Annotated in this window: 13 protein-coding genes; 8 read left to right on the top strand and 5 right to left on the bottom strand. The window is 66.6% G+C overall.

Translation table 11 applies throughout. From position 1 onward, the window contains the following. Positions 1 to 8: 8 nt before the first annotated feature. Entirely contained in the window at positions 9 to 1481 is a 1473-nt protein-coding gene (locus OWC43_RS18185) for a right-handed parallel beta-helix repeat-containing protein (RefSeq protein ID WP_393957702.1), read from the bottom strand. Between the two features lie 441 nt (positions 1482 to 1922). On the opposite strand from OWC43_RS18185, the gene OWC43_RS18180 reads away from it, so the two are divergent. Both OWC43_RS18180 and OWC43_RS18175 read left to right on the top strand, forming a co-directional pair. Further along, the gene (locus OWC43_RS18180; protein ID WP_393957701.1) at positions 1923 to 4109 is read left to right on the top strand and encodes a GumC family protein; all 2187 of its coding nucleotides are present in this window, start codon (positions 1923 to 1925) and stop codon (positions 4107 to 4109) included. A gap of 97 nt (positions 4110 to 4206) precedes the next feature. After that, positions 4207 to 5529, top strand: a complete 1323-nt coding sequence (locus OWC43_RS18175) for a lipopolysaccharide biosynthesis protein (RefSeq protein WP_393957700.1) — start codon at positions 4207 to 4209, stop codon at positions 5527 to 5529. A 34-nt stretch (positions 5530 to 5563) separates the two neighbouring features. Here OWC43_RS18175 and OWC43_RS18170 read toward each other — a convergent pair whose 3' ends face one another. Both OWC43_RS18170 and OWC43_RS18165 read right to left on the bottom strand, forming a co-directional pair. Further along, positions 5564 to 6919, bottom strand: coding sequence for an O-antigen ligase family protein (locus tag OWC43_RS18170; RefSeq protein WP_393957699.1), 1356 nt, complete (start codon positions 6917 to 6919; stop codon positions 5564 to 5566). 113 nt (positions 6920 to 7032) lie between these two features. After that, on the bottom strand, positions 7033 to 8238 hold the full coding sequence (locus tag OWC43_RS18165; protein ID WP_393957698.1) for a glycosyltransferase: 1206 nt from the start codon (positions 8236 to 8238) through the stop codon (positions 7033 to 7035). Positions 8239 to 8733: 495 nt separating this feature from the next. On the opposite strand from OWC43_RS18165, the gene OWC43_RS18160 reads away from it, so the two are divergent. Both OWC43_RS18160 and OWC43_RS18155 read left to right on the top strand, forming a co-directional pair. Then, positions 8734 to 9828, top strand: coding sequence for an NAD-dependent epimerase/dehydratase family protein (locus OWC43_RS18160; RefSeq protein WP_393957697.1), 1095 nt, complete (start codon positions 8734 to 8736; stop codon positions 9826 to 9828). A 120-nt stretch (positions 9829 to 9948) separates the two neighbouring features. Next, positions 9949 to 11106: a DegT/DnrJ/EryC1/StrS family aminotransferase gene (locus OWC43_RS18155; protein ID WP_393957696.1), complete on the top strand. Its 1158-nt coding sequence runs from the start codon at positions 9949 to 9951 to the stop codon at positions 11104 to 11106. Between the two features lie 267 nt (positions 11107 to 11373). Here OWC43_RS18155 and OWC43_RS18150 read toward each other — a convergent pair whose 3' ends face one another. After that, complete coding sequence (locus OWC43_RS18150; protein WP_393957695.1) at positions 11374 to 12477, bottom strand: AraC family transcriptional regulator ligand-binding domain-containing protein; 1104 nt, start codon at positions 12475 to 12477, stop codon at positions 11374 to 11376. Positions 12478 to 12768: 291 nt separating this feature from the next. On the opposite strand from OWC43_RS18150, the gene OWC43_RS18145 reads away from it, so the two are divergent. The 3 genes from OWC43_RS18145 (at position 12769) to OWC43_RS18135 (ending at position 18181) form a co-directional block, all read left to right on the top strand. Next, positions 12769 to 14811, top strand: coding sequence for a right-handed parallel beta-helix repeat-containing protein (locus OWC43_RS18145; RefSeq protein ID WP_393957694.1), 2043 nt, complete (start codon positions 12769 to 12771; stop codon positions 14809 to 14811). A gap of 191 nt (positions 14812 to 15002) precedes the next feature. After that, the gene (locus tag OWC43_RS18140) at positions 15003 to 16748 is read left to right on the top strand and encodes a type I secretion system permease/ATPase (protein WP_393957693.1); all 1746 of its coding nucleotides are present in this window, start codon (positions 15003 to 15005) and stop codon (positions 16746 to 16748) included. 143 nt (positions 16749 to 16891) lie between these two features. Then, positions 16892 to 18181 carry an HlyD family type I secretion periplasmic adaptor subunit gene (locus OWC43_RS18135; RefSeq protein WP_393957691.1) on the top strand — a complete coding sequence of 430 codons (1290 nt, stop codon included), beginning with the start codon at positions 16892 to 16894 and terminating at the stop codon, positions 18179 to 18181. 13 nt (positions 18182 to 18194) lie between these two features. On the opposite strand, the gene OWC43_RS18130 is transcribed toward OWC43_RS18135, so the two are convergent. Beyond that, positions 18195 to 18974 (bottom strand): LuxR C-terminal-related transcriptional regulator, encoded by a 780-nt coding sequence (locus OWC43_RS18130; protein WP_393957689.1) that lies wholly within the window; start codon positions 18972 to 18974, stop codon positions 18195 to 18197. Between the two features lie 646 nt (positions 18975 to 19620). Here OWC43_RS18130 and OWC43_RS18125 point away from each other — a divergent pair. Further along, the gene (locus tag OWC43_RS18125) at positions 19621 to 20862 is read left to right on the top strand and encodes a polysaccharide biosynthesis/export family protein (RefSeq protein WP_393957687.1); all 1242 of its coding nucleotides are present in this window, start codon (positions 19621 to 19623) and stop codon (positions 20860 to 20862) included. The last annotated feature ends 22 nt before the right edge of the window (positions 20863 to 20884 follow it).

Here is a 20884-nt window from a genome sequence, read left to right as displayed (position 1 = left end):
GCTCCGTTTCACGGCGGAACCACCCCGAAGGTCAGGCGCCCCTTCCTCTCCTGCCCAAGGCTCTGAAACGCCGCGAAGGTGAGCGCGTCGCGGCCCCAGACGAAGCCCGGCAGCGCGTCGAGCGGTGCAGTGTAGGTGTTCGCCTCGAAGCTGTTGGCGCCGGCCTCGATGATCGATCCGTTGGGTGAGAGGCGATCCGTATCCGTGACGCCGCCCGCGTCGCCCGACCCCGTGAAGACGATCCGGTTGCCGTGAACGCGGTTGCCCGTCGTGCGATAGAGGCTGCCGTCCTCCTTCCGCCGACCTTGATCAATCAACATGATCGCCCGCCCGCCCGGCCGCACCGCGATGTCGTTGTCGGCGACCTCGACACCTTGCGATGCCGCGACCTGGATGTCGGCGTCCCAGTACCACGGCGCGTTGTTGACGCCGTTGAAGCGGAGTGTGTTGCGACGGACGAGCGCGTCGAATGAGATCTCGTAGAAGATGCCGGCGCCGCGATTGAATTCGACCGTGTTGTCTTCGATCACGGCGTCGCGACAATCGATGTCGCACCAGATCCCAGGACCATCGTTGCGATAGACATGGTTGCCCCGCACCGTGACGCCGCGACTCTCGGTGATCTTCAGGCCGCCGGCCTCCCAGCCAGAATCGAAGGCGGCGGTGTTGTTTTCGAAGATGCGGTTGTTTTCGAACCGGACCCTCAGGCCGTGCGCGGCCCCGCCAAGCTGGCCGTTGTGATGGATCACGCTCTCGCGCACGACACCGTCGGTGCCGACCGAGACGCCAAGCCCCATGTTGAAGCGGATTTCCGTTCGCTCGACGCGCCAGCCGACCGCCTGATCGCCCCGGATCGCCCCGATTTGGGGGGGCGAGGAGTATTTCTCGATGACGAGGCCGCGGATTCGCACGTCGGGTGACCGACTCTGGAACGCCGTGGCCAGGGTGCTCGCCTCCACCGTGCGGCCTGTCGGATCGTCCGCGATGACGAGGCGCGAGGACATCGGCTCGAACCAGAAGCGCCCGGGGCCGAGACCGTCCCGCGACCCCACCCGGCGCAGCGGCTCACCGTCGAGGAACAGCCACGGCAGGGGCGAGCACAGCGCGCCCGCGCGGCACGTCCCGGTCGCCGTCCAACGCGGCAGGGTGACCGAAGCCGACCAGACCGTCCCCCGGCGCTCGAACGGGCCAACGATCTGCGCGCCGTTGAGGACGCTGCCGGGCTCACCGAGGAAAGTCTGTCCTGCCAACGGTGCGATCTGCTGCAGCCGGTGCAGGCCCGCTTCGATGCAGATCGTCCCGCCGGGGCCCGCACGGAACGCTGCGCGCTGGATCGACTCCCCCGGCGATACGCGGATCGCCGTGGCGGGGCAGAGAGCGTCGTCGACAGTGTCGGCGTTGGCGCAAGGAGGATGGGCGGCGACGAGGACGGCGACGAGGCCGGACAGCGCGCCCAGAACCGTCTCTATCTGAAACGTCATGTTCGATCGGGCCGCTCGCGCGGGCGCTCCGCAGAAAGCTCCGGATCCGGTCAAACTGCGTCAGAGCCTGGGTCCGCCCAAGCCTTAACATGGTGCTAACACCTTTTTCCCGCGTGACCGCAGGATCGGCCGGCACCCCTTCGAACGACCTTCGTGCCGTACTCCGCCCTTGGTGACACCGTTGGGCGGAGCAACCTGCGAAAGGTCGATGAGCCACACGCGATGATCCACCCGAACATTGGGGGATAGAAATCGACTACTCTGTTCGGAAGGGCGCCGCTGTCGGGCTAGTCCCGAATCGCCCGTTCCCATCGGATGCAAACTCAGTTCGAATGCAGTCTCGATCGTATGACCGGCGGTTTACTTGACCGATTTCGTCGCGGCCAGTTCAGGCGCTGACGTTGAAGGGCTCGCCCGGCGCCTGATCAGGACGATACGCGGATGAACCGGACCGTGGAGCAACCGAGCCGTGGCGTCAGCCTCCTGCTCCGCCAGACATACGAACACCATACGCTCGGGCTCCTCACCGCGCTCAGACGGCGCTGGCTCCTGATCGGAGCTATCATCGCGGCGGCGGCCGCCGTATCGGCCGGGGTGAGCCTTCTGCTTTCCGACAAATATACCGCCGAGGCGCTGGTCCAGGTCGAACTCGGCAGGCCCGGTCCGCAACCATCGGCTCAGGCAGGCACGGCGACGCTCGAAGGCTCCGTGATCGTCGAGAGTGAGGCGCGGGTGCTCCGCTCCGCTTTCATCGCCCAACGGGTTGCCCAGGATCTCGGCCTCGAACGGGATGCGGCCTTCGCGCCCCGTCCGTCGATGCTGTCGCGCCTGTGGTCGTACTGGGTATCCCGGCGGGAGGTCATCGAGACGGGAACAAGCGCCGAGAGGATCGCCCGGGAGCTTTCGCGCAACCTCAAAGTCACCAACGACGCGCGCGCCTACCTGATCTCCGTCGCGTACACATCGGGTGACCCCGACCGTTCGGCGCGGATCGCGAACGCCTTCGTCGATGCCTACATGCGCAACCGCCTCGAGATCGGCGTCGCATCTGCCGAGCGGACCAGCGCCTGGCTTCAGGAGCAGGTGACGGCGACCCGCGCGTCCCTCGACGAGGCCGAGGCCGCGATAGAGCGTTTCCGCCAGCGGACGGGTACCGTCGAGGGGAGTGCGGGGGCTCCGAACCTCGCCCAGCAGGAGTTGCGGGACGCCACGACCCGTCTTGGGACGGCCGTCCAGAACCGCCTCGCCGCGGAGGCCCGGCTGGCACGGGCCCGCGACGCTTTCGCCGCGGGCAGCGTCCCGTCCGCCCAGGATCTCGCCGGGGCGCCGGTGATCCAGCGGCTGCTCGAAGCGGTCGAGACGGCCAATCGCGACCTCCAGACCGTGTCTGCGACGGGGCCGCGTCACCCCGGCTACCTCACGGCCAAGGCGAGCCTCGAAGGCGTGCAGGAGCGCCTTCGCCGAGAGATCGAGCAGGCGATCGGCAACCTGGAGGGCGACCGCCGCACGGCGCTCCAGGAGGAAGCCCTTCTCGCAGCCCAGGTGGAGACGCTGAAGAAGAGCGTGATCGAAGCGATGGGGCACGAGACCCAGTTGCAGGGTCTGCAAGCTGGTGCCGCGGCGATCCGCGAGCGCCTGAAGCTGTTGAACGACAGTTTCGCCCAAGCGGTCGCGCTCGCTGGGATGAGGTCCTCGACGACGCAGGCCATCATGCCCGCTCAGCCCGATACCGTACCGAGTGGTCCCAACCGCGCTTTCATCGTCGGCCTGTCAGTCCTGGCCGCGAGCGGCGCCGGACTCTGCGCGGCGATCATGCTGGAGCGACACAGCACGGGGTTCCGCTCGCCCGGGGATCTCGTCGAGGATACGGGTACGCGCTGTCTCGGCATGCTGCCGAAGATCCACCGACGCTCGACCGCGGGCGAGCGTCGGATGTTCGACGAGGCGATCGGGCTGGTTGGCGCGTCACTCGGGTGGTCGCGCACCTCCCCTACCCCGCAGATCCTGCTGGTGGCTTCCGCGGTTCCGGGCGAAGGCAAGTCGCTGCTGTGCGGTGCGTTGGCGAACGCCCTGACGGAGCGCGGGCTGCGCGTCCTCCTCATCGATGGCAATGCCGACGCGGATCCGCCGGACGATCGGCCCGACCTCGGCAGCGTTGTCTTGGGCGATGTCTCGATGTTCCTGAGCGCGTGCCCCGCTGCGGGACAGACGGTGCTGCGCGGCCGAGTCGCCGGCAGCCGGTGCGACCTCTACGCCACGCCGGCCTTCGCGCGCTTCATCGATCTCGCCCGGGAGGCGTTCGATCTCGTGCTGATCGAAGCGCCGCCGGTGCTGCTGTTCCAAGAGGCGGTCACCCTCGCCCACCATGCCGACGCGACGCTTCTGGCCGCGCGCTGGAAACGGACCCCGCGCGAGGTCGTCCTCACCGCGCTCCAGCGCCTGCAGGACCAGACGGTCCGGGTGCGCGGGATCGTCCTGACTGAGGTCGACCTGAAGGACCACCGCCGCGACCGGATCATCGATCAGTGCACCCTGTACGGCCGGTACCGCCAGCTGTTCGAGACCCGTGCCGCGGTCTCGCCGCTGCAGCGGGAGACGTGCCCGCGGCTCGACGCCAAGGCTTCCTGACCGCAAGCGTCCCGACCGGAGAGGCGTGGCCGGATGAGAGCCTGTGGTCGATCCGCTCGTGCGCGAGACAGATCACTCCTGAAACTGGGATGGTTCGATGGGAAGGACAGCGCGCGCCACCGCTGCGAATGACAATCCGGCCCGGCGGATGACGGCGGAGGCGGGGCGCATCCTGTGGCCGGTCATCGATCAAGGGATCGCCAGCCTCGGCGGCTTCCTTCTCACGATCGCGCTCGCGAGGACGCTGGCACCCAGCGAATACGGCGTGTTCGCTCTCTTCGCCGGCATCCAGATGCTCCTCTACACGGCGATCGCGTCGCTGCTGTTCTATCCGATGGTCGTTCTATCGAATGTCTCCGGCCCGGAGCGCGGTGCACAGCTCATGCGGGCCAGTCTCGTCATGCTGGTCGTGCTCTGCGTCCCGGCCGTGCTCTGCCTCGGCCTGATCGGGCTCCTGATGGGGCGTACCGACGCGATCCTTCCCGTGGTGACTTACTTCGTCGTCTGGCAGATCCAGGAGACCTTCCGGCGCTGCCTGTTCGCGGAGCTGCGCTTCGCCGCGGCGGTGCCAGGCGAAATCATCAGCTATCTGGGCCAGATTCTCGTCCTGTTCTGGCTGTACCGGCATGACGGCATCACTCTCTCCAGCGCGCTCTATGCCATGGCGGCGACCTCCGGGCTGGCCGCGATCCTCCAAGCCGTCCAATCCGGCGTCGTCCGGCCCGGCGCGCTCGATCTCCAGGGGACCGTAGGAAGCTTCTTCGCCCTCGGGCGATGGTCGCTCGCCGGAAACCTCGCGGCGGCCCTGCGCCAGCAGGCCGTGTTCTGGTTCCTCGCGATCCTGTCGGGCGAGGCGTTCCCCGGCCTGCTTCTGGCCGCGATCAACATCGTCAACATCCTCAACCCGCTCATCATCGGGCTCAGCAACGTCATCCCGCAGGTGACCGCGCGCGCACATCTGCGGGGCAAGATCGCGGCCCTGCGCGCGGCCCGCCCCTTCGCCCTAGCGGGGCTCCTGACGGCGGTCGCCTTCCTGGCGGTCATCGCTGCCGTACCGGAGCGGGTGCTCGGCGTCATCTACGGGTCGGACTCGGTCTATGCCGATCTCGCGACGCCGGTGCGGTTGCTCACCGTCGGCGCGGTGATCTCCTACGTCGCCGACATGACCTGCTCGTACTTCCACGGCGTCTCAGCGGTCCGGCAGGCCATGATTGCCAACCTCGCCGGGATGGCCGCCTCCGTCATCACCGCCGCACCGCTGATCGTCGGCTTCGGGCTGAACGGGGCCTGCGCCGGCCTCTGCATCGCGAACGCTGCGCGGGTCGCCGTCTCGCTGCTTCTCCTGCACCGTCTTGTCGGCGACGAGGTGGACGCGGTCGAGCGTGGGACAGCCGAGCCGGGCGTCGAAGCCGTGACGTGATTCGCCGGGCTGTGGCCCTCACGACATCCGATTCCTACGACCGTTCGGGAAGGCCGAAGGATCCGTCGAGGACGGTTGCGGGAAACAACCCTGAGCGAAACATCATACTGGCCGCGATCCCCAGGCCGAAGAGGCACCAGAACCAGATGCCCACCATCGGCCCCTCCAGCGTCACGTTGAAGGATGCCTCGATCAGGATCGCGGCGCCGTAGCAGGCGATCCAGACGAGGATCTTCGCCCAGCGCGCCTCTTTGCGCCGCCGCGCCAGCAGCATGCTGTGGACGAGCATTGCGAACCATGCGGCGAACAGCGTGACCCAGAGGGCGAGACCGGGCACGCCGGCGCGGGCCAGTACCGTCATGCTGGCGTTGTGGGGGCTGCGCAATCCCTCGGAGATGGCCCAGAGCTGGTAGCCGTCCTCCATGGCGATATTGACGCCGAACCCCTTGCCTGACCAGAAGTAAGGGCCTGCGAAGGTGTAATCCTGGATCGTCGCCCACCAGCGGGTCCGGAATTCCTTCGTTGCCTCGAAGTTCGACGCGTCGCTCACGCCGAGGATGCTCTTGAAGCCCTCGATGATCTGATCTGGCCCGATAACACGGCTGTCGGGCGTGAACTGAACCTTCACGCCAATGAGCGACACGACCAGCAGCGCGACGACGCCGAGAGCGATGACGGGCGCGACCTGCCGGACGCGGCCGCCCAGAACGGTGGCGGCCAGGATGGCGAAGACGCAGGCCAGCATCGCCCCCCGGCTCGAGGTGACGGCGACCATGCCGACGAGGAGCGCCGCCATCCAGAGCCGTGAGAACCGGCCGAGCCCGAGGACGGCGAACGCCGCTGCGCCCGCCAGATGGGTCGCGATCGCCCCGGGGCTGAGGTCGACCACCTGAAGCGACGTCCCCGGTATCATGACCTTGGAAAGGGCCAAGGCCGCGCAGCCGCCGCCAATGAACCCGTAGACGCGGGCGAAGGCGTGATAGGAGGCGAGCACGCGCTCGAGGCGGGCGGGCTCCTCGATCACCAGCGCGACGACGATGAAGCAGAAAGCCCCATAAGTGACGATGACGCTGTCGCGCAGCGCGTCGGCGCCCCAGAGCCCGAGATACGGCAGCGTGCGCGCGACGACCCAGGCGATCAGCACGAGGAGCAGGCGAGAGGGGAGCGTCGCCATGGCGGCCAGCCCGCAACCCGATCGGCCGAGGGCGACGAGGCCGGCGGCGAGGAGGATCTCGCCAATATACAGGGGTGGGACACCGATCGACGCGAAGGTCTTGCCCAGGATAGCGTATCCCGCGAGCGACAGGCAGACCGCCCCCACATAGACGTCGCCGAACACCCGCGGGGCGGGAGGCGCAAGCGGGCGGATTCCGACGGCGGATCGTGTCACGGCCTGGTCCTCCTGCGCATGTCTGCCCCGGAAGCCGCCCTGCGCGGCGCCCCATCCGGATCGGCTTCCCCTTCCGGGGCCAGGCGGAACGGCGGGTGCCTCGCGAAGAGCCTTCAGGCGAGGGTCAATTCCGGGGCGCACGCGCCGGCTGAGGCAGCCCGCGTCGTCGCGTGCGAGGCGACGGCCTCGTCGTAGATCGCCAGGAGTTGGCGCGTGGTCGTAGCCTCGCTCCAATCCCGCTCGTATTTCCGCCTCGCCGCCTCGCCCATCCGGCGCGCCGCGACCGGATCGCCGAGCATGCGATCCATGACCCGCGCCAGGTCGGCCGCGTCGCCCGGTTCGGCATGGAGGCCGGTCACGCCGTCCTCGATGACTTCGGCGAGGGAGCCGATGCGCGAGGCGATCACGGGCGTTCCGGCGGAGAAGGCCTCGACGATCACCATCGGCAATCCTTCGTACCAGACCGAAGGAACGACGATCGCGACGGCCTGGGCGATGGCCGCGCGGACGGTGCGCGGTGTCTGATGGCCGAGGGAGACGAGCCCGGCGGAAGCCTCGACGAGCGGCTGCAGCGGCCCTTCGCCGAGCACCTCGACCGTATGGCCCGCCCTTTCCGCGGCCTGCGCCAGGACATGGACACCCTTTTCACGGGTCAGCCGACCGACGAACAGCAGACCTCGGCACCGGGCGGGACCGGGGCCGTTGTCGGACAATCCGTTGGGCTTCAGCTTGATGCGCTCCGCCGGGAGGCCCGCTGCGACGAAGCGCGAGCGCTCGAACTCGGTCAGCACGATGAACCGGTCGACATGTTTGGACCACGTGCCGAGGCGCCGGTGCTGCCGGACCGAGTGCGCGACGGCCAGCGATCCGAGGAGCGAGCCGCGATAGCACCGGTGCACCACCGCATGGTAGGGCGAGCGGGTGATGCAGATCTCGCAAGGCGAGCCGTTGCGGTTCAGCGTCGCCCCGGCGCAGATCACACGGTAATTGTGCAGGGTCTGCACGGTCGGGACGCCGATCCGCTGCAGGGCCGCGTGCACCATCGGCGAGATCATCGGGAAGAAATTGTGGATGTGGACGAGGTCCGGCTCGAATGCCCGGACCGCGTCGAGGACGAGGCCGATGTTTCCCGGCGCGTTCGACGCCGTGAGCGCTGCGCGCATCTTGTCCGAGAAAGACGTGATCGTGGTGTTGCTGAGCGTAAACAGCTGCACCTCGCATCCGGCCCGCCGCAGCGCCGCCTCCTCCTGGGCGACGACCGTGTCCTCGCCTCCGTACTTGCGATACGCGTTATGGACGAGGAGTACTTTCCGTATCATCCCGAAAGCCTCGTTTGATCCGCGCCCATCTCCGGCCGTTCGGGCCGCCCGCCTCGGACCGGCCCGGCGCATGAACGCCGCCACCGTTGCGCGCCGTCCCCCCGCGCCGTCCCGCCCGTGATGAAACGGCGTTCGAGCCGGTAGTGCGGCCCGCACCGGGCCGTGGACGCGCGACCCGCCGGAACGCGGGCACACCCGTCACCCGCGCCCCGTGCCGACCCAAGGCCAGTGTCTGACGCAGCTCACACTGGCCGGCTTTCATGCATGGCAAATTCGCACACCACCCGCACTACGATCTTCTGGACTACGACTTTGGTATGCGGCCAAGCGATCTGTGTTGTCTAATGTTAGAAATCATCATTTCTGATTAATGCCATCGATTGTTTGTTATTGATCTTACAACGCGCTTAATAAATCGTCTTGAGTTGTCGCATCGTGATTTGCCTGGGATCACCTTGCAAATCGGCATGTATCTTCGAACCGTGGGCGAGATTTATGCGCGAGAAGATCGCTGTGACTGGATCGGGCGGCTATATTGGCTCAGTCTTGATCAGGGACCTGCTGAAGAGCGGCTATCGCGTCAGGGCGATCGATACGTTCTTCTTTGGCGACGAGCCGCTGGCGCGATGCGCCCGGCATCCCCGACTGGAGATCCTGAAGCGGGACATCCGGTCGCTCACCCCCTCGGACCTTGAATCGTGCGACGCCGTCATCGACGTCGCTGCCCTGTCCAACGATCCCTCGGGCGATCTCGACCCCACCCTGACGAAATCGATCAACGAGACGGGCCGGATCCGGGTCGTGACGGCGGCCAAGCGGGCCGGCGTCCGGAAATACTTGTTTGCGAGTTCCTGTGCTGTCTACGGTGCCGGCCAGGACATGTTCCTTGCCGAAAACGCGCCGCTGCGTCCGCTGACGATCTACGCGCAGACCTGCGCGCGGGCAGAGGAGGCGGTGCTCGCCCTCAATGATCGCCACTTCGCCACCACCGCGCTGCGCAACGCCACGGTGTTCGGCCTGTCGCCGCGGATGCGCTTCGATCTCGTCGTCAACCAGATGACGCTCGACGCGACGAAGCACCGCCGCATCAGCATCGGCGGCGACGGATCGCAGTGGCGTCCCTTCGTGCATGTGCGCGATGTCGCCAAGGTCGTCCTCGGCCTGCTGCGCGCACCGCGTCCGGACGTCGCCGGCGAGGTCTTCAACGTCGGCTGGGACAACCGCCAGATCCTCGATGTCGCCCTGGCGATCAAGGACCGCTTCGCGGGGGAATGCGCAGTCGAGTTCCTCGATACCAGGAACGACAAGCGGGACTATCACGTCGACTTTTCGAAGATCAGGAACGTCCTGCACGGCGGCCCCGAGAAGACCATCGAGCACGGGATCGCCGAGGTCGCGGCGGCGCTCGGCAGCGGTCGGGTGGTCGAGACGCCGACCTGCTACACCGTCAAGTGGTACGCGCGGTTGATGCAGGAGGCTCCCCACCTGCTGCGGGCGCCGGTCGAGGAGGTGCAGGCCCTGACCCCGATGAAGGAGGTGACGGCGCGCGCCCCCCTCGGCGCAGTCGTTGCGAATGCCGGCCTTCGATAGGGCGCATCCGGGCGAAGCGACCGCAGGGTTCGCCGGTTGCAGGCGGGCCGACCAAGACCCCGGCGCCCCGGTCGCCGGGCGCGGCATCCGCTCTCAGATCGGACAATCAGGAGGTGATGAATGGCCGTCCCGTTCTATCGCCACGGCCTCACTCCTGAGGCCGGCGCGCGCATCGCCGAGGTGTTGGCAAGCCCGTTCTTGACGAGCGGCCCGCAGGGGGCCCGGGTCGAGGAGCGGCTGCGCGCCTTCTTCGGCGTCACCCACGCCAAGCTGACGTCGAGTTGGACGCAAGGGGCGATCGCGACACTCCTCGCCTACGGCATCGGTCCGGGCGACGAGGTCATCGTGCCTGCCATGACTTTCGCCGCGACGGCCAATGTGGTGCGACTCGTCGGGGCGACGCCCGTCTTCGTCGATGTCGATCCGGCGACCTTGCTCATCAGCCAGCCCCTCGTCGCCGCGGCGCTCACCCCACGGACGCGCGCCGTCATTCCGGTCCATCTCTACGGCCAGATGGTCGACATCCCCGCCCTGCGGCAGGTGCTCCCGCCCGCGGTGCGCATCATCGAGGACGCTGCGCATTGCTTCGAAGGGAGCCTGTTCGGGCGTCGCCCGGGGCAGGACGGTGATGCCGCGATCTTCTCGTTCTACGCGACGAAGAACGTGACCTGCGGCGAGGGCGGTGCCGTGGTCACAAACGACTCCGATCTCGCGGCGCTGCTGACGCAGACGGTTCTCCACGGCATGTCCGCGGGCGCCGCCCAGCGCTTCCAGGGCGGCACCTACCGGCACTGGGACATCGACCGCCTGGGGACCAAGGCCAACCTTCCGGATCTCCTGGCGGTGCTGCTCGAACCACAGATCGATACCGTGGAAGAGCGGCTCGCCCAACGGGAGGCCCTCAGTCTGCGGTACGAGCGGGCGCTCGCCAGCACGCCCTTCACGTGGCCGACGATCGCTCGGGGGGCCGTCTCGGCGCGCCACCTTTTCCCGATTCATGTTCCGGACAACCGCCGCGACGCGGTGCTGGCCGCGCTGGGCCAAGCCGGTATCGGCGCGACCGTGAACTACCGCTGCGTCCCCTCGCTCACCTACTACCGCAAGGCCGTCGAGACGCCGCTGGTCCCCGTCTCGCGCGCATGGGGCGAGGGAACCCTGTCGCTGCCGCTGTTCCCCGATCTGCGCGAGCACGAGCAGGACGAGGTTCTGGCCGTGCTGCTCGCCGAGGCCGACGCGACACGCAGGTATGAAGAGGATCACAGGGCCGCAGCTCCCTGAGCGGCGCGCCCACACGCCGCTTCCCCGAAGATCCCCCTGACCGATCGCTCGGTCAGGGGGCCGTCGCCAGGGGGCATCCGTCGCGACGAAGGCGGGCACCGACATCGCGACCGGCCGCTCGCAACACACTCAGTCTCCCGGCAACCGTCAGACGTTGCAATTCCTCTTCCGAGCTAATCACAACGCCGTACGGAGCCTCGACGGGCAGGCCGGAGGTCGGGCGGGGCCAGGCCGAACCCGGTCTCCCGTAAGCGCCAGCCTCGGTCGTCAACGTTGCTTCGCGCCTGGGCGGGCATCCATCGGCTCGCGATAGGACGGCGGATCCGACGGAGCCGATCCGCCGGCCTGGCTGCGCCTGACTTGGCTCGGCGGCATGCCGGTCCATCGGCGAAAGGCCGCGACGATGGCGCTCGCCTCCCGGTAGCCCAGGTGCCAGGCGATCTCCGAAATCGGGAGCCCCCTGATCCTGATGTAGTGGATAGCGAGTTCCGCCCGCAGCTCGTCCAGGATCCCGCTGAAGGTCTTCCGCTCGTCCCGCAGCCGGCGCGACAGGGTGCGCGTACTCATCCCGAGATCCCTGGCGATGTTGGCCAACGTCACCGTCCGGTGCGGCAGGCGCGGCGCCATCGCTTTCTTCACCCGTGCCCACACGACCGCCGGCTCCCAGCGCATGGCCTCGACCGCGCGCTCGAAATGCGGGAGCAGGGAGGCGTGAAGGTAGGGTTCGGCGGTGGGAAGCCGGATGTCGGCCAAGCGGACCTCGAAATCGATCCGGTCCTCCGAGGCTGCGAACGCGACGGGCGCGGCGAAGGCGCCCTGCGTCACCTCGGCCGTATCCCGCTGCGGCTGGCTGACGCTCACGCCGATCGGCACCGCGTCCCCGGCGGCGAGTTCGGTAACGAGGCGCGCGATCGACACGAGCCAGAACTCGGCCAGATGGCGGTCGAGGCACCGCCCGGCCTCCGCAGACCCGACCGCGACCGTCACGGCGATATCGGAGATCCGGTACGAGCCATAGATGCTCGGATCGTCGAGGGAGCTGAAACGCTCGAAGCAGCTCAATGCCTCGCCGACCGTCTCGGACGAGCCCATCAGGTAGAACAGCAGGCCGAGTTTGCGCAGGTCGTAATCCTGACCCAGGTGTAGGCCGAAGGATGGATCCTGCAGCATCTCGGCCGCGAGGTTCAGGAACGCGGCTTGGCCTTCGGCGCCCGGCAGATCGAGGTCGGCGGTCGCGACATCCGCCAATCCGGCCTCTCGCAGCAGCGGCTCGGGACTGAGCCCCGCCTGCGCCAGACGCTCGACCGTGAGTCGGACGACGGTGCTCTGTCCCGAGAGGCGCGGCGGGAGAATCGGGGTGGGCAGCGTCATCGCCGCCCCCTCTCTGACCGCGGGCTGCCGCCGTCTCGGCGCCAGGCACCTGAGCGTTGGCGGGGGGCCGCAAGGGGGCGAGGCTGAGCCGGATCGGGGCGGCGCGCTGGCGCGAGCATCTGGCGGGCCGGAGCAAGACAGCGCACGCGAAGTACGCGTATCAAATCAGCCGGCCGCATTCAGGCTTATCCCTATCAAACCTCAGTCCAATAGAGCGCTTTAGGCAGCATAAAATCCCAATACGGATTTGATCCTGCCGACAAATTAAGCGGCAATCTTACTCGGAGTACAATGGTGGCAACTCAGTCATTTGGTACTAAGCCGATCAGTAAGCCTGTGGACGCGATTCCGGTCGCCGTCGGCGCGGATCTTCAGTCGCTAGTCGACGCTGCGCCTGCGGGATCGACGTTCTGGATCGAGGCCGGCGTGCACCGCATGCAGTCAGTGACGCCGAAGGACGGCGACCATTTCATCGGCGAGCACGGTGCGGTGCTCAACGGCGCGCGGCTGATCACCGAATTCGACCGCGAGGGCCACAACTGGGTCGCGACCGGACAAAACCAGGAAGGCTTCCGGAGCGGGACGGAATTCGGCGCCCGGGGCGCCGAACGCCCCGGCTATCCGGAGACCTTCTTCATCGACAACAAGCCGCTGACGCCGGTCGACTCACTCGACAAGGTCGCCCCGGGCAAGTTCTATTTCGACTATGGACACGACAAGATCTACTTCCGTGACGATCCTGCGGGTCACCGGGTCGAGGCCGGTGTCAGTCCATTCGCCATTGCCGGGCAGGCGAAGGATGTCCATGTCGAGAACCTCGTCGTCGAGAAGTATAACGTCCCTACTCAGGCCGGCGCGATCGGCTACAATTCCTCGGCCGAGGGTTGGACGATCCAGAACAACGAAGTGCGCCTGAACTACGGGGTCGGCGTCTATGCCGGCTCGAACAGCCATGTGACAGGCAACTATGTTCACGACAACGGGCAGATGGGCCTCGGAGCCAGCGGCGACAACGTGCGCGTCGAGGGCAACGAGATCGCTCACAACGGCTACTTCTCCGGCATCGACCGGGGTTGGGAGGGCGGCGGCACCAAGTTCGCCGAGACCGAAAACCTGATCGTCCGCGACAATTACTCCCACGACAACAATGGCTACGGATTGTGGACGGATATCAATAACATCAACACGCTCTATGAGGGTAACACCGTCGCCAACAATCTATCCGGCGGGATCAACCACGAAATCAGCTACGCCGCCACGATCCGCGACAACGTCCTCACAGGCAACGGCGGCGAGGGCGTCGGTTGGCTCTGGAACGGCGGAATCCAGATCCAGAACTCGAAGAATGTCGACGTCTACCGCAACTACGTCGATGCGTCCGAGGGTGGCAATGCGATCACGATGATCCAGCAGGATCGCGGGACCGGGAGCCACGGAGCGTGGACGACCACCGGCAACAGCGTGCATGACAATGTCATCGTCGACCGGACGCCTGGCGAGGGGGCCTCGGGCGCCATCGCCGACTACAATCAGGCCGGACTGGCCGCGGGCGGCAACAGCTTCGACCACAACCACTATCACAATTCCCATCCGTCCGACGAGCGATGGGCCTGGACGGACGGCTTCTACAGTTGGGACGCGTACCGACACGCCTCCGGTCAGGATGCCCACAGCACGATCTCGACGGATATTCCGGACGCCCCGGCGATTCCGGTCTCGGCCGCCCTGGCTGCGGTGGCAACGCATGTCGGCGCGGAGCAGTCGGAGGCGAGGCCGGTCGTGACGCACACCGACGAGGCCACGCCGCACGAAACCGCTGCGCCGAGGGAGCCGGCGGTTCCGTCGGAACCCGCCGGCGTGGCGAGGCCGGTCGCAACCGCGCCGGAGGCTGCCGGGTCGGATGTGCCCACCGTGGCCGAGCCCGGCGTATCCAAGCCCGTGACTTCCGCGGCGCCCGACGTCCCTTCGCCGCATGCCCCGATCGCCCCGGTCGCGAGCGCGCCCAGCCCCGTGGCATCGGAACCGGAGCCCTCAACCGCCGGATCCGGGAGGGCGGAAGGCCACGCGCCCGCCATCGAAGGCGCAAACCCCTGGAGCGATCTCCTCGGCGGGCATTCCGGGGCGTGGATCCTGGACGCGCTCACGGAGCCTCGCTCTCCCGGTTCTCATCCCGATCTCGCCTCGCCATCGATCGAGAACGCCCTCCAGCACTACGTCGATCTGGCCGAGCAGCATTGTGCTGGACAGATTGCCCTCGACGCCGGGGTGATCGGCGACTGGCTCGATCAGTTCCATCACGCGAAAACCGGTGAGCATACCGGCTTGGCGCTCTGAGCAGCGCCGCGCCTCCCTCCTCTCGGACCGGGGCGGCGTGGCCTTGACTCTCTCCTCTGACGGCCGGCGACGACCGCCCTATCGCCGGCCGGCCCCCCTCCCCTGCGGGACCATCGCACGCGCGGCGTAGGCGTACCCCCGTGGCGCGACGATGCGCACAACCTCCCCGTTTTCCCAGGATCCGAACGCCCGTGCTGGCCCCCCATCGCGCTTCAGGATTGGCGCCGATCCTCGGCGGCTGCCGTCGAGCGATCGTCGGGCTCGCTCTCATGAGCGGCCTCGTCAATCTTCTCTACCTCACCGGCTCGTTCTTCATGCTTCAGGTCTATGACCGGGTCATCCCGAGCCGCAGCGTCCCGACCCTGATCGGATTGTCGGTTCTCGCCCTGGCCCTCTACGCCTTCCAGGGCGGGCTCGAGATCCTGCGGGCCCGGACCCTCGTCCGGGTCGGCGGGATCGTCGACGAAGCGCTCGGCCCCCGCGTCTTCGACGCTGCGGTCCGCGCCCCCCTCGTCGGAACGATGCCCGGCGACGGCCTCCTGCCGGTGCGGGATCTCGATGCCCTGCGCAGCTTCCTGAGCGGACCGGCGCCGGGCGCCCTGTTCGATCTGCCGTGGATCCCATTCTACGTCGGCATCTGCTGCGTCTTCCATCCGCTGATCGGCATCGCCGCCCTCCTCGGCGGCGCGGCGCTCGTGGCGCTGACGCTTCTCACCGAACGCCTGACCCGCGCACCGACCCGCGAGGCGAGCGGTCTCATGGCGCGTCGCAACGGCCTGATCGAGGCCGGACGACGCAACGCCGAGAGCTTGGCGGCGCTCGGCATGCGAACGGTCTTCATGAATCGCTGGTCAGCGGCCGGCCGCGACTACCGCGCGTTGCAACAGGTCTTGGCCGATGTGGGCGGTGGGTTCGGAGCCGCGTCGAAGGTCTTCCGCCTTGCGCTGCAATCCGGGGTCCTGGCCCTCGGGGCCTATCTCGTCATCGAGGGCGAGGCCTCGTCGGGCGTCATCATCGCCGGCTCGATCCTCGTCTCGCGCGCGCTCGCGCCGATCGAGCTGGCAATCGCCAATTGGCGCAGCTTCGTCGGCGCCCGGCAAAGCTGGACCCGCCTCGAAAGCCTCTTCGCCGCGCTGCCGCCGCAGCCGGAGCGTCAGGAATTGCCGCCACCGTGCCGGACGCTGCGCGTGCAATCCCTCAGCCTCGCCCCTCCTTCGATTCAGCGCGTCGTGCTGCACGACATCGGTTTCGCGCTCGAAGCGGGTGATTCTCTCGGCATCATCGGGCCGAGCGCCTCGGGCAAGTCGTCGCTGATGCGTGCCGTTGTCGGCGTCTGGGCGCCGATGCGGGGCTCTGTCCGGCTCGACGGCGCGACGCTCGACCAATGGTCGAGTACGGCTCTCGGTCGGCACATCGGATATCTGCCGCAGGACGTCGAGCTGTTCGACGGGACGATCGCCGAGAACATCGCGAGATTTCAGCCGGACGCCGCACCGGAAGCGATCATCGCGGCGGCGCAGGCGGCCGGCTTCCACGAAGCGATCCTCGGCCTGCCGGATGGCTACAATGCCCTTATCGGCGACCGCGGCGCCCGGCTGTCCGCAGGTCAGCGCCAGCGCGTCGGGCTGGCCCGGGCGCTCTACGATGATCCATTCCTCGTCGTACTCGACGAGCCCAACGCCAACCTCGACAGCGCGGGCGAAGCCGCCCTGGCAGCGGCAATGCTCGGCGTGCGCCGGCGCGGCGGGATCGTCGTGGTGGCGACCCACCGACCCAACGTGCTGTCGAGCGTCGATCTGATCCTCGCGCTGGCGGATGGGCACACCGCCGATTTCGGCCCGAAGGACGAGGTTCTGCGGCGCCTGCTGCGCACAGCCTCCGTGCCGCCGGCGGCGGACGCTGCCGGCACGGCGAAGATCAGACAGGTGCGCGTATGACCGCTTTTCGCCGCCTCACCGGGCCCGAGACGCGGTGGCGGTGGCCCGTCGGCCTGGGGATCGAGCGGATCTGGACCGCCCGGGTGCCGGCACCCTCCCCTCGCGGTGTACCGCCTGCGGCCCCTCGCGCCGACGCGAGTGCCTTGTATGCCTCCCTGGACCGCCAAATCCGCGGCGCTGCCATCCTGGCCGGCATCCTGGTGTTCGGGATGGGCGGCTGGGCCTGCCTGACCTCGATTGCAGGCGCCGTGATCGCGCCGGGACGCATCGTCGTCCAATCCGAGGTCAAGAAGGTTCAGCACCCGGTCGGTGGGGTCGTGGGCGCCCTGTTCGTGCACGAGGGGGACAGAGTGAAGGCGCAGCAGGTGCTGGTGCGACTCGACGACACCCAGATCCGCGCCAATCTCGAGATCGTCCTGAAATCCCTCGACGAGCTGACGGCCCGGCGCGCGCGGGGCGAGGCGGAGCAGCAGGGGGGCGATCATCTCGCCTTTCCATCCGACTTCCTGGCCCGGGTGAAGACCGACGCGACCGTCGCCCATCTCGTTGAGGGGGAGACGACGTATTTCAAGGTCCGGCTCGCCACGCGCGAGGGGCAGAAAGCCCAGCTCCGCGAGCGGATCGCACAGCATCACCTGGAGGTCTCTGGGCTGGAGACACAGAGTGCCGCCAAGGAACAGGAAAGGGCGCTGATCCAGGACGAACTCGTCGGCCTGCGCGAACTGCGCCAGAAGAATCTTGTCCCCCTCTCCCGCCTCACGGCGCTGGAGCGAGAGGCCGCCCGGCTGCAGGGCGAGTGCGGTCAGCTCCTGGCCTCGACCGCCCTGGCGAGGGCCAAGATCAGCGAGACGGAACTGCAGATCCTTCAGATCGAGCAGGACATGCGCGCCGAGGTCACCAAGGATCTTGCCGAGATCCGCGCCAAAACGTCGGAACTCGTCGAGAAGCGCGTCGTCGCCGAGGATCAGCTCCGGCATATCGACATGCGCGCGCCGCAGGACGGCGTGATCCATCAGATGAACGTGCACACGGTCGGCGGCTTGGTGACGCCGAGCGAGCCGGCCATGTTGATCGTGCCGCAGGCCGACACTCTCGCGATTGAAGTCCGGATCCAACCCCAGGACATCGATCATGTTCATCCTGGGCAACAGGCGCGGTTGCGCTTTTCGGCCTTCAACCAGCGCACGACGCCGGAGGCCAACGGGGTCGTCGACCGCGTCTCGCCCGATGTCGTGCAGGACGGCAAGACCGGATCGTCGTTCTACACCGCACGCATCGCACTGTCGGACTCCCAGCGTCGGAGGCTCGGCGACGTGAGCCTGCTACCTGGAATGCCGGTCGAAGCGTTCATTCAGACCGGCGAACGCACGGTCCTGTCTTATCTGACGAAACCGCTGGCCGATCAGGTCGCCAAGGCGTGGCGCGAGAACTGATACCCAGGTCCGGTCAGGAAAGTTGGAGCGCGGTGCCCGCCTGCTTCGATAGCCACAGATGCGTGGGCGCGACGTCATTTTCTGACCATGCGTGGGACGGCTCGACCACCTCGTCCAGCCCAACTTCGGCCAAGTGGTTGAGCGCCCAGATCGCCGCTTGGGTCCGATTTTGCACTCGGATCTTACGCAGGATCGCTTTGACATGAACCTTGACCGTTGCTTCGGCAATGTCGAGGTTTAGTGCGATGATCTTGTTGGCCTCGCCATTGAGCAGGCATCGCAGGATCGCGAGTTCGCGCTCAGAGAGGTGGCTGCCACCGTTGCCGTTGCACGGTGGCGATCGGGGCTGCGGCTTGGGCTCCGACGAGGGTGGGTTCCGGCGCACGGGCGAGATCGGCTCTGCGTGATGACCGAGGTTCATCGTTGCGGCCGGGATTACACGTTCTCCGAGCATCACCAGCTCGAGCGATTTGATGAAGGTGTCTGCGCTGATATTTCGGAGCAAAATACCGTCAGCCCCTGCCCGGAGCAATTCGATGACCTCCTCGGAACTGTAGCTCGGCCCGCTACAAATGACCCGACAGTCAGCGCATCTCTCTTTCAAGCTCTTGATATCCAGTTGTACCGATTTGTCGCCGCTGGTTGTGCAAAGCACGACCATATTAAGCCGCTTGTGTTCCAGCGAGCGACTTTTGATTTCGTCGACGGTATCGGCCTCGTTCATGACGCTAAACCGCGTCTGAGATAGGATGTACTTCAGGCCTTCGCGAAACAGGACATTCGGCTCGATCAACGCGGTCGGAATCTTGGGTCTTGACCTGTGGCGATGGCTGGGCCGGCCCTTCGATGCGGGAGTTCTCGCTTTGATGCTTCGGGTCCTCATCGGAGCCCCCTCAATGCTTGTTCATCCGTCATCCTAACCGCTTCGAATCAGATGCGTCTTTCTCATCCGATCGATCGAATTGTATATAAAGTATTAACATCGATACCAAATCAGAGTTAGTTATTCAACCTTAGATTGCAAAACCGGTGGTATTGATCCGACAGGATACGGTGATTTTTTTTATCGCTAGCTTTTGGAGTTGCTGTTCTGCCCGTAACATAAGAAGAAAGATGCTGCTTTGATATAAATACGCTCCATGAAAGTATCATTGTCCGTTGCTCAGACTATCCCCAACGGACTGAGGCCATATTTGCACCATCGCCGTAGTCGTCGCTGCATTACGATCGATGCGTAGTCCAAGTTCGTTTCGAGCGCGGCACTGAGAAGGATTAGTACCGGAGCGAGTTCGCATAATCCATAAGCAGATTACTCCCCGTGAGCAAGCCTCGGCTACAGTCGCTCATCACTTAACAACCGATATCCCGGTGAGTCGATGTGCGGTACGACCGGACTGGCTTCTCGATCACGTCCGCGAAGCCTTAGGCGTCTCACTGGCGTGCTTGTTGCCATCGCGGGCCTTACGGGCAGCGTCGCGGCGCAGGACGCGGAGTATCGGCTGGCGCCGGGCGACCGTGTGGCCCTGTCCGTCTATGGACAGGCCGAATTGTCGGGCGAATTCGGGATCGGCGGCGGTGGCAGCCTTCTGCTTCCCCTCGTGGGAGAGGTGCCGATTTCAGCATTGACCCTCTCGGAGGCGCAGAGGGCGATCACCCAACGCCTAGCGGACGGGTTTCTGCAAAAGCCCCTCGTCAGTCTCCGCATCACCGAGATGCGGCCGATCTACGTGCTCGGTGATGTGCGTAACCCCGGAAGCTATCCCTTCCGTTACGGAGCCTCAGTCCTCAGCGGCATCGCCCTGGCCGGAGGCTATGGCGTTCCGGAGCAGGCTCAAACTTCTCTGCGGACGGAGTTTCTCGCGGCCGAAGAGCGGGTGCGGGTGTTGGAGGCCAGCCGACGGCTGTTTCTGATCCGGCGGGCACGGCTTGAGGCGCAGCAGGGCGACCGCGCGACCTTCGAGCCGCCTTTCGATCTGCAGAACGGACCCGAACTCGTTCGCCTCATCAAGGAGGAGCGTTCGATCCTAGCCATCCAGCGGGACGCTCTGGCGCAGGCGGTGGAACAATTGCGTGCGCAGAAGCCGCGGATCGAGGCCGAAATCGCTGGCGTGCGCGCGCAACGCACCGCGGAGGAAACCCAACTTCAGCTCATCCAGGATCATATCGAGGATTATAAGACTCTGATGAGCAACGGGCTTGCCCGCCGCTACCAGGGCATCGAGTTCCAGCGTGAGGAAGCACGCAACAAGGGCGCGATCGCCCGCATGAACTCGGACCTCGCTCGCCTCGACCTCGCCCTCGGCGATCTCGAACTGCGCATTCAGGAAGCCAGGAGTACCTATCTCCGCAAGGTCATGGCTGACCTTCAGGATGTGACGACCCGACTGATCGAGATCGAAACTCAGCTTCCCGCCGCGCGCGAGATCCGCGAGGCCCGCCTGCAGAGCGGCGGTGCGCTGACTGGGTTTGGCAACAGAGTTCGGCGAAAGGTTTTCATCACCCGCGTTCGAAACGGTACCACGGAGATCTTCGAGGCTGCCGACGGCACGTCCCTGGCGCCGGGCGACATCGTCGATATTCGGCGGGAGGTCGCGGACCGGATCGCGCAAGCCGATATCTCGTCTCCGCCCCCTGCAGGCGAGGACGGCGGCAGGCGACATCTCTCTGCCATGCATCCGTGACCCTGTCTCGCACCGCGACGAC

This window comes from Methylorubrum sp. POS3 (genome assembly GCF_043352485.1).
In the GTDB taxonomy this organism is placed as follows: domain Bacteria; phylum Pseudomonadota; class Alphaproteobacteria; order Rhizobiales; family Beijerinckiaceae; genus Methylobacterium; species Methylobacterium suomiense.
Note: the sequence above shows the minus strand (reverse complement) of the source record. Positions and strands in the feature narration are given on the sequence as shown.